This window comes from Arhodomonas sp. KWT, assembly GCF_010993615.1.
This window is the reverse complement of record NZ_WNXE01001141.1, coordinates 1-513: the sequence shown is the minus strand read 5'-3', so window position 1 is coordinate 513 and position 513 is coordinate 1. Positions and strand designations below refer to the sequence as shown.

General features: G+C 71.9%; 1 protein-coding gene. It reads right to left on the bottom strand.

All coding sequences use genetic code 11. The features are described 5' to 3' along the window. Nucleotides 1-30: 30 nt before the first annotated feature. Nucleotides 31-513 (bottom strand): transcriptional repressor LexA (gene lexA, locus G7A99_RS24605; RefSeq protein WP_163144700.1); only part of this gene is annotated, 483 nt, incomplete at its 5' end.

Genomic DNA, 513 nt, shown 5'->3' with positions numbered 1-513 from the left:
AGGACGAGCACTTCGTCCGCACCGGCCATGTCAGTCGTACCGACGCATCTGGCCGACCACGACGCCCTGGACCGTGACCTGGTCGGGGGCGTAGCGCTGGGGGGCGTGGTCCGCGTTGGCGGGGTGGAGGATCACCTCGTCCGGGCGCTGCTCGATGCGCTTGAGGGTGGCGGCCTCGTTGTCGATGAGCGCGACCACCACCTCACCGTCGCGGGCGTGCTCGCGGTGCTCGACCACCACCCAGTCGCCGTCGTGGATGCCGTCGTCGATCATGGAGTCGCCGCGCACCTGCAGCACGTAACACTCGCCGCGCCCGCGCAGCAGCTCGGGCACGGCCACCGGTTCGCTGTCGGTCACCGCCTCGATGGGCAGGCCCGCGGCGATGCGCCCGAGCAACGGCAGGCTGTCGCTGTCCTGTGCCGCCTCGGTGAGGTGGACGCCGCGGCGGCGGCCGTTCATCGGCTCGACCAGGCCGGCCTCGATCAGCGCGCTGACGTGCTTGTGCAGCGAGCC